Below are 8813 nucleotides of genomic sequence, written 5' to 3'. Positions count from 1 at the left end.
ATTATTGACAAAATTTCCATAAGCGTCAAGTTTGAAATCCCCACTTCTTGTAAGATAATTTGTCAAACCTCCATCATCACTTACCATAAAAAAGCCGTCACCGTTGATCGCAACGTCGGTATTTTTATCGGTAGTTTGGATCGATCCTTGAGAATGAATTCTTGTGGTTGAGCTTACAGAAACACCGAGTCCAATTTGAAGTGGATTTTGTCCGCCTCTACCATCAGTTGGTGCTGTGGCGATCTTAACCGTTTGACTAAACATCGTTCCAAAATCGGCACGAGAGTATTTAAAACCTGTCGTATTAACGTTAGAAATGTTATTACCTTCAACATCCATTGCTGTTTGATGTGCTTGAAGTCCGCTCACTCCGGACCAAAGTGATCTCATCATGGTTGAATCCTTTATAAAATATTGCTTTTTAACGCATTAGCGTTTTATGCAATTTTATAAGCAAGTTCTGTTCCAACTTTTGAAATTTTTGAGTAAAAAATAAGAATTTTTTAGAAATTTTTGATCAAACACGCACTCTTAAATTTGCAGCGTGAGTTAAGGCTACTGCTATAGCGTCTGTGATGTCTAAAGGTTTGATTTCTTTGCTTAGCCCTAAAAGTCTTTTTACCATAAAAGCAACTTGTTCTTTTGTCGCTTTTGCTTTTCCTGTAACGGCTTTTTTAACTTGTAAAGGGGTGTATTCTGCAAAGTCTCCGTGAATTTGTAGAATTTTTAAACTCAAAGCTCCACGAAATTGCGCGAGTTTTAAAACGGTTTTTGGATTGTAAGCGAAAAAGATATCTTCTATAGCTACCTCATCAAATTGATGTGCTTTAAAGATCAGATCCAAACCTTCACAAAGCTCTGTGATTTGATACTGTAAGGTGCTAGGCTTGATTTTAATGAGTCCTGCTTCTATCAATAAATTTTTATTTTTATCCGCCTCAATAATAGCATAACCGCAATTTCTTGAACCTGGATCAATCCCTAAAATTTTCATAACTAGCCTTATTAAAGATAAAAAAGGATTTTAACCTTTTTTTATAAAATTTAAGATAAAATTTATACAATTAAAAAATTCTAAAGAGAGATTATGAACCCAAGCGAGATACTCCTATCTTTAAAAAAAGAATTAAGCGAAAACGAATACGAAAATTATATATCGATCTTAAAATTCAATGAAAAACTAAGCAAAGCTGATCTTTTAGTTTTTAACGCACCAAATGAACTTATCGCTAAATTCATACAAACAAAATACGCCCATCAAATTTCACATTTTTACGAAGTACAAAGCGGGATAAAAGCCAATATTAAAATTCAAGCCCAAAATCAAAAACACAGCAAAAGCACAACTAAAATCGATATCGCAAACACTAAAGAGCAAAGCACGATTTTAAATCCTTCTTTTACTTTTGAAAGTTTTGTGGTTGGGGACTCTAACAAATACGCTTATGGAGCTTGTAAGGCCATCACTCATAAAGATAAACTCGGCAAACTTTATAATCCTATATTTATCTATGGGCCAACAGGACTTGGAAAAACTCACTTACTTCAGGCTGTGGGCAATGCAAGTTTAGAAATGGGTAAAAAAGTGATCTATGCAACGAGTGAAAATTTTGTCAATGAATTCACTTCAAATTTAAAAAATGGCTCTTTAGATAAATTCCATGAAAAATATAGAAATTGCGATGTTTTACTTATAGATGATGTGCAATTTTTAGGCAAAACAGATAAAATTCAAGAAGAATTTTTCTTTATATTTAATGAAATCAAAAATAACAATGGCCAAATTATCATGACTTCAGATAATCCACCCAATATGTTAAAAGGCATCACAGAACGCTTAAAAAGCCGTTTTGCACATGGGATCATCGCTGATATCACTCCACCTCAACTTGATACTAAAATCGCTATCATAAGAAAAAAATGTGAATTTAATGATATCAATCTTTCTAATGACATCATAAATTACATCGCTACTTCTTTAGGGGATAATATAAGAGAAATTGAAGGGATCATCATCAGCTTAAATGCTTATGCAAATATAGTCGGACAAGAAATCACGCTTGAACTTGCAAAAAGTGTTATGAAAGATCATATCAAAGAAAAAAAAGAAAATATCAGCATAGAAGATATTTTAGCCTTAGTTTGTAAAGAATTTAACATCAAGCCAAGCGATGTGAAATCAAACAATAAAAAACAAAATGTAGTCACAGCTAGACGCGTTGCGATCTACCTAGCAAGGGAACTCACTAGCCTTACTTTTTCACAATTAGCGAATTTTTTCGTGATGAAAGATCATACGGCTATTTCACATAATGTGAAAAAAATCAAAGAATTGATGGAAGAAAATAGCGAAACAAAAATCAAAATAGAAGAATTAAAAAATAAAGTCTTGGCCAAAAGTCAAATTTAAGTGAAAAAAGGTGAAAAAAATAGAAAGGGTATGTGAAAAAAATAGAATTAAGCAAAGTATGATAAAATACAAATTTAATGATTTTTTGCTGAAAAATTTCACAATTTCAACAGCCCTATTATTACGACGAATTTAAAATTAAATATAAGCAAGGAGAAAAAATGAAACTCAGTATTAACAAAAATACACTTGAGTCAGCTATACTTTTATGTAATGCTTACGTTGAAAAAAAAGACTCTAGCACCATCACTTCACACTTACTTTTTCAAGCTGAAGAAGATAAACTCATCATCAAAGCAAGTGATTTTGAAATAGGAATTAATTATAAAATAAGAAAAATCCGCGTTGAAAGCAGTGGTTTTGCAACTGCAAATGCAAAAAATATAGCTGATGTTGTTAAAAGTTTAAACAATGAAGAAGTTATCTTAGAAACTATTGATAATTTCTTGTTTATAAGACAAAAAAGAACAAAATATAAATTGCCTATGTTTAATTATGAAGATTTTCCAGATTTTCCAAAAACAGAAGGAAAAAATCAATTTGATATTGATTCAAGTGATTTGAGTCGTTCTCTTAAAAAAATATTACCAAGCATCGATACTAACAATCCAAAATATTCTTTAAATGGTGCTTTTTTAGATATCAAAACTGATAAAATCAATTTCGTTGGAACTGATACTAGACGCCTTGCTGTTTATACTCTTGATAAAACTAATCCTCAAGAATTTTCTATAAGCATTCCTAAAAAAGCTATTATGGAAATGCAAAAACTTTTCTATGAAAAAATAGAAATTTATTATGATCAAAATATGCTTATCGCTAAAAATGATAATTTTGAATTCTTTACTAAACTTATCAACGATAAATTCCCAGATTATGAAAAAGTCATTCCAAAAGAATTCAAACAAACTCTTGAATTTTCAACTGAAGATTTTATCGATAGTCTTAAAAAAATCAGCGTCGTAACTGAAAAAATGAGACTTCATTTTAATAAAGATAAAATCATCTTTGAAGGTATCAGCTTAGACAATATGGAAGCAAAAACTGAACTTGAAATTCAAACAGGTGTAAATGAAGAATTCACTCTAACTATAAAAATAAAATATCTACTTGATTTTTTAATGTCTATAGAAGAAGAAAAATTCAGCTTAAATGTTAATGAATCTAATCTAGCTTTCGTAGTTAAATCTCAAGGTTTATCTATGATCATTATGCCTATGATTTTGTAAGAAATTTTTTAAAAAGTTAGATAAAAAAGGAAAGATATGCAAGAAAATTACGGCGGAAGTAATATTAAAGTTTTAAAAGGCTTAGAAGCTGTTAGAAAACGCCCTGGTATGTATATAGGTGATACCAATATAGGCGGACTTCATCACATGATTTATGAAGTAGTGGATAATTCTATCGATGAAGCTATGGCTGGACATTGTGATACTATTGATGTAGAAATTACCACTGAAGGAAGCTGTATCGTAAGTGATAATGGACGTGGTATCCCTGTAGATATGCATCCAACGGAAAATATGCCTACTTTAACTGTTGTTTTAACCGTTCTTCATGCAGGGGGTAAATTCGATAAAGATACCTATAAAGTTTCAGGTGGTTTGCATGGAGTTGGAGTTTCTGTTGTTAATGCTCTTTCTAAAAAACTTGTAGCCACAGTTGAAAGAAATGGAGAAATTTATCGTCAAGAATTTTCAGAAGGTAAAGTTACAAGTGAATTTGGCGTCATAGGAAAAAGTAAAAAAACAGGAACGACAATTGAATTTTGGCCTGATAATACCATTTTTGAAGTGACTGAATTTGATTATGAAATTTTGGCAAAAAGATTTAGAGAACTTGCGTATTTAAATCCAAAAATTACGATTAATTTTAAAGATAATCGTGTAGGTAAAAGTGAAAGTTTTCATTTTGAAGGTGGAATTTCACAATTTGTAAGCGATATGAATAAAAAAGAAGCTTTAACAAAACCGATTTTCTTTAGTGTAGATGAAGAAGATGTTAATGTAGAAGTAGCTTTGCTTTATAATGACACTTATAGTGAAAATTTACTCTCTTTTGTAAATAACATCAAAACCCCAGATGGTGGAACTCATGAAGCCGGTTTTAGAATGGGCTTAACTCGTGTGATCAGCAATTACATCGAAGCTAATGCTAGTGCTAGAGAAAAAGATAATAAAATCACCGGTGAAGATGTAAGGGAAGGCCTTATAGCTGTTGTAAGTGTGAAGGTGCCTGAACCGCAATTTGAAGGACAAACTAAAGGAAAATTAGGATCTTCTTATGTGCGTCCTATCGTTTCAAAGGCTAGTTTTGAGTATCTAAGCAAATATTTTGAAGAAAATCCTATCGAAGCAAAAGCCATTATGAATAAAGCTTTAATGGCTGCACGTGGTAGAGAAGCGGCTAAAAAAGCTAGAGAATTAACCCGTAAAAAAGAAAGTCTAAGCGTTGGAACTTTGCCAGGAAAACTGGCTGATTGTCAAAGTAAGGATCCAAGTGAAAGTGAAATTTATCTTGTTGAGGGTGATTCTGCGGGTGGTTCTGCAAAACAAGGACGTGAAAGATCTTTTCAAGCGATCTTACCTTTGCGTGGTAAAATTCTTAATGTTGAAAAAGCAAGACTGGATAAAATTTTAAAATCAGAACAAATCCAAAATATGATCACCGCTTTTGGTTGTGGTATAGGTGATGATTTTGACATTTCAAAATTAAGATATCATAAGATCATCATTATGACGGATGCGGATGTGGATGGATCACACATACAAACCTTGCTTTTAACCTTCTTCTTCCGTTTTATGAATGAACTTGTGGCTAATGGACATATTTATCTTGCACAACCACCACTTTATCGTTATAAAAAAGGGCAAAAAAAAGAAATTTATCTTAAAGATGAAAAAGCTTTAAATGATTATTTGATCGAGACAGGAATTGAAAGTTCTAATTATGAAGGTATAGGATTAAATGATCTAAAAGACTTTTTAAAAATCGTTGCTGCTTATAGATCAGTTTTAAATGATCTAAAAAAACGTTTTAATGTGATTTCTGTGATTCGTTATCTTATAGAAAATCCTGATTTTATCAAAGAAAACAATGAAGAACTTTTTAAAATCATCAAAGCATTTTTAGACAAACAAGGCCACAATATCTTAAATCATTACATCAATGAAAATGAAATTCGTATGTATATACAAACTGAAAATGGCCTAGAAGAACTCATCATCAATGATGATTTATTTGCGCATCCACTTTATGAAGAAGCAAATTATATCTTTAATAAAATCAAAGAACGTGATTTAACTTTTGAAAAAGATATCTTAGAAATTTTAGATGAAGTTGAGAGAAATGCTAAAAAAGGAGCTTATATCCAACGTTATAAAGGTTTAGGTGAGATGAATCCTGAACAACTTTGGGAAACGACTATGGATCCAAGCATAAGAAGACTTCTTAAAATCACCATAGAAGACGCACAAAGCGCTAATGATACTTTTAATCTTTTCATGGGTGATGAGGTAGAACCAAGACGCGATTATATCCAAGCACACGCTAAGGATGTGAAGCATTTGGATGTGTGAATAAATAAAGAAGATTTTTTCTTCTTTATTTCAAAACTGATTTAAAGATAATTTGATGAAAAAATATAGCTTTTTAGATTTGATTATAGAAGTTTTAAAAGAGAGTGAAATTCCTTTAAGTGCGAATGAAATTTGGCAATACGCTTTAAATAAAAATTTTGATAAAAAACTCCAAAGTTATCAAAATGGAACTTTAACTAAAACCCCTGTTCAAAGTTTATTTGCTTGTATTTATAGAAATTTAAACAGTAAAAATTCTTCAATTTTAGTTATTTCTAAACAGCCAACGAAATTTTGGCTAAAAGAAAGAGAAAATGAACTCAATCTTGCAAAATCAAAAAATATAGAAATTCAAAAAGAAGAAAGTAAATTTAGAGAAAGAGATTTGCATCCTTTAGTGGTCAAGTTTTTATTTGAAAGTCCTGATTTTAATCTTTATTCTAAGACTATTTTTCATGAAAAGTCCCATAAAGGAAAAAGTGGTGAAAATGAATGGATCCATCCTGATATAGTAGGTGTGCATTTTCCTTTCAAAGATTATGAAGATGAAACTTTTAAACTTTGCAAGAATTTAAATCAAATTTCTTACAAAATTTATAGTTTTGAGCTTAAAATAAAACTTGATTTTTCAAATTTAAGACAAAGTTATTTTCAAGCTGTGAGTAATTCTAGCTGGGCAAATGAAGGTTATTTGGTTGCTTTGGAATTTGATGATGAGATTATGAATGAGCTTTGGAGATTAAACAATGCTTTTGGAATCGGTTTTATCAAGCTTGATGTTAGAGATATTAACGATTCTAAAGTGATCATTAAGGCTAGAGAAAAATCAAATTTAGATCTTATTACTTTAGATTTGTTGGTAAATAAAAATAAAGATTTTAATGAATTTATACAAAATCTAAACAAGGATATTGATATATCAGATATTGAAAGAATAGGATATAAATTTTATGATGAAATTTATAATGATGAAAAAATGCAAAAATATTTGAAAGATAAAAAAATCATTTAAAGATTTTTATCAAAAAAAGTGAATTTCTTTTTTTGATAAAATTAAAATTATTTATTTTCTAAAAGAACAGCCAAAGGAACTCTTCTTCTAGTGTTGTATTGTTCTCCGTAGTATTTTTCAAGATAATTTAAAATCTTTTCTTCATCTTCAGCCGGAATTTCCCAAAGTCCTTCTTCTGCTTGCATCCATCTAATAGCAGCTAACCAAGCTTGTTTGTTCGCGTGCATATTTGTAATGAGTCCTGAATTATGACAAGCAAGACAATTAGCTTCCACTAAAGGTGAAACAGGATCGATGATCAAACCTGTTTCTGGATTGACTTTATAATCTTGAGCAAGGGAAAAACTCAAGCTTAAAGTGAGTAAAAATAAAATTTTTTTAAACATGATCAAACTCCATATACATTCACTCTATGGCAAGCATTATTTAAATAACCGCCTGGATTCCATTGTGCTAAAACCATAGGTTGGCTTTTATTTTCACTATCGACTGCTCTAGCCCAAATTTCATAATATCCTTTTGTTGGGATGGAAACTTCAGCGCTCCATTTTTGCCATGCTAAACGATTAAGTGGTTTTTCTACTTTAGCCTTAATCCAAGTTACACCATAATCACAACTTACAAAAACATCTTTTACAAACAACTCTCCCGCCCAAGCTTTTCCTCTAACTTCAAATTTTTTATTAACTTTTACTTGAGTGCCATTTTTTACATTGGTGATTACAGATCTTACTGGCATTGATTCTATGATTTTTGTTTCGCCTTTATAGCTAAAATCACCTGGCTTAACCGGAGTTACAGGAACTCTATAAGATCCTTCCATTTTTTCACCATCATGAACTTTATTTCTTACAACGATTTTGCTTAGCCATTTTCCACTGGTACTCGCAGGATAACCTCCACAAACTAAACGTAAAGGATAGCCATTGTATAGTGGAATGTCTTTTCCTTCATAAGCCCAAGCGACTAAGGTTTCATCTTGTAAAGCTTTAGAAATAGGAACACCACGGCTAATAGGAGCGCTTTCTTCACCATTTAATTTAGTGTCGATTCCATAATATCCGATATAAACAGCGTCTTTTTTAAGACCACAATCTTCTAAAATATCTTTTAATCTTACTCCAGTCCATCTACCACAAGCCACAGCACCATAACCCCATTGAGTTCCTTTAGTGCTAGGTAAAACTTCTGCTCTTCCGTTTCCGCCACATTCAACGGTTAAGGCATAAGTGTAAGTTTTAAATTTCTTTTTTAACTCATCTAAAGTATAAGTTTTAGAATTCACAACACTTTCGCCACCGATTTCTAAAGTCCAACCTTTTTTTAATCTTGCTTTGATAGTTTCTAGAGTTGGTGGAACGCCGTTATTTCTAACAAAGAAATTTTCAGGTTTTGTAAAGTCGCTATCAAGAGCATAAATTTCTGTTTCTGCAGTCATTGGTCTATCACCATGATAGATCAAATCTTTTTTTCCTTCTAATTTAAAATTTGGTAATTCTTTTGCTAAAGCTTTGCTGCCTAGAAAATTTTTAAAAGAAAAACTAGATAATACGCTTATACCAAGCAAACTCACTCCTAAATTTTTTAGAAAATCTCTTCTGTTTTCTTCATTGTGATCAGTTTTTTTCATTGTAACTTCCTTTGATTTTTTAAATACGATAATTTTAGTATAATTTAAATAATCTAAATAATTTATAATATTAATGTTTTTAATTAAAAAAAATTATTATTTTAAAATAATGATGTAAAAATAAGTATTTTATAATAAAATAACATTTCCATGATTTTTTATAAAATCAAAAATTTATAATGA

8 protein-coding genes are annotated in these 8813 nt (G+C 30.7%); 4 read left to right on the top strand and 4 right to left on the bottom strand.

The features are described from left to right. On the bottom strand, positions 1–393 hold a 393-nt coding region (locus tag H2280_RS05130), incomplete at its 3' end, for a flagellar hook-basal body complex protein (protein ID WP_337215878.1). 124 nt (positions 394–517) lie between these two features. After that, the gene (ruvC, locus tag H2280_RS05125; RefSeq protein WP_137623873.1) at positions 518–994 is read right to left on the bottom strand and encodes a crossover junction endodeoxyribonuclease RuvC; all 477 of its coding nucleotides are present in this window, start codon (positions 992–994) and stop codon (positions 518–520) included. Between the two features lie 93 nt (positions 995–1087). Here ruvC and dnaA point away from each other — a divergent pair, with 93 nt between their 5' ends. The 4 genes from dnaA (at position 1088) to H2280_RS05105 (ending at position 7000) form a co-directional block, all read left to right on the top strand. Continuing rightward, entirely contained in the window at positions 1088–2410 is a 1323-nt protein-coding gene (gene dnaA / locus H2280_RS05120) for a chromosomal replication initiator protein DnaA (protein WP_137623874.1), read from the top strand. A 161-nt stretch (positions 2411–2571) separates the two neighbouring features. Then, positions 2572–3639, top strand: a complete 1068-nt coding sequence (gene dnaN, locus H2280_RS05115) for a DNA polymerase III subunit beta (protein WP_137623875.1) — start codon at positions 2572–2574, stop codon at positions 3637–3639. A gap of 36 nt (positions 3640–3675) precedes the next feature. Then, positions 3676–5988: a DNA topoisomerase (ATP-hydrolyzing) subunit B gene (gyrB, locus tag H2280_RS05110; RefSeq protein WP_137623876.1), complete on the top strand. Its 2313-nt coding sequence runs from the start codon at positions 3676–3678 to the stop codon at positions 5986–5988. Positions 5989–6043: 55 nt separating this feature from the next. Next, the gene (locus tag H2280_RS05105) at positions 6044–7000 is read left to right on the top strand and encodes an HrgA protein (RefSeq protein ID WP_442862343.1); all 957 of its coding nucleotides are present in this window, start codon (positions 6044–6046) and stop codon (positions 6998–7000) included. 47 nt (positions 7001–7047) lie between these two features. Here H2280_RS05105 and sorB read toward each other — a convergent pair whose 3' ends face one another. After that, positions 7048–7386 (bottom strand): sulfite:cytochrome c oxidoreductase monoheme cytochrome C subunit, encoded by a 339-nt coding sequence (gene sorB / locus H2280_RS05100; RefSeq protein WP_137623878.1) that lies wholly within the window; start codon positions 7384–7386, stop codon positions 7048–7050. Between the two features lie 2 nt (positions 7387–7388). Continuing rightward, positions 7389–8630 (bottom strand): sulfite:cytochrome c oxidoreductase molybdopterin oxidoreductase subunit, encoded by a 1242-nt coding sequence (gene sorA / locus H2280_RS05095; RefSeq protein WP_137623879.1) that lies wholly within the window; start codon positions 8628–8630, stop codon positions 7389–7391. Positions 8631–8813: the final 183 nt, after the last annotated feature.

This window comes from Campylobacter sp. 2457A, assembly GCF_020135895.1.
Lineage (GTDB): Bacteria > Campylobacterota > Campylobacteria > Campylobacterales > Campylobacteraceae > Campylobacter_D > Campylobacter_D taeniopygiae.
This window is presented reverse-complemented; position numbering and strand designations above follow the sequence as displayed.

Coding starts and splice junctions, on each gene's coding strand:
- ruvC (WP_137623873.1), bottom strand. CDS start 994: ATGAAAATTTTAGGGATTGATCCAGGTTCAAGAAATTGCGGTTATGCT.
- dnaA (WP_137623874.1), top strand. CDS start 1,088: ATGAACCCAAGCGAGATACTCCTATCTTTAAAAAAAGAATTAAGCGAA.
- dnaN (WP_137623875.1), top strand. CDS start 2,572: ATGAAACTCAGTATTAACAAAAATACACTTGAGTCAGCTATACTTTTA.
- gyrB (WP_137623876.1), top strand. CDS start 3,676: ATGCAAGAAAATTACGGCGGAAGTAATATTAAAGTTTTAAAAGGCTTA.
- H2280_RS05105 (WP_442862343.1), top strand. CDS start 6,044: ATGAAAAAATATAGCTTTTTAGATTTGATTATAGAAGTTTTAAAAGAG.
- sorB (WP_137623878.1), bottom strand. CDS start 7,386: ATGTTTAAAAAAATTTTATTTTTACTCACTTTAAGCTTGAGTTTTTCC.
- sorA (WP_137623879.1), bottom strand. CDS start 8,630: ATGAAAAAAACTGATCACAATGAAGAAAACAGAAGAGATTTTCTAAAA.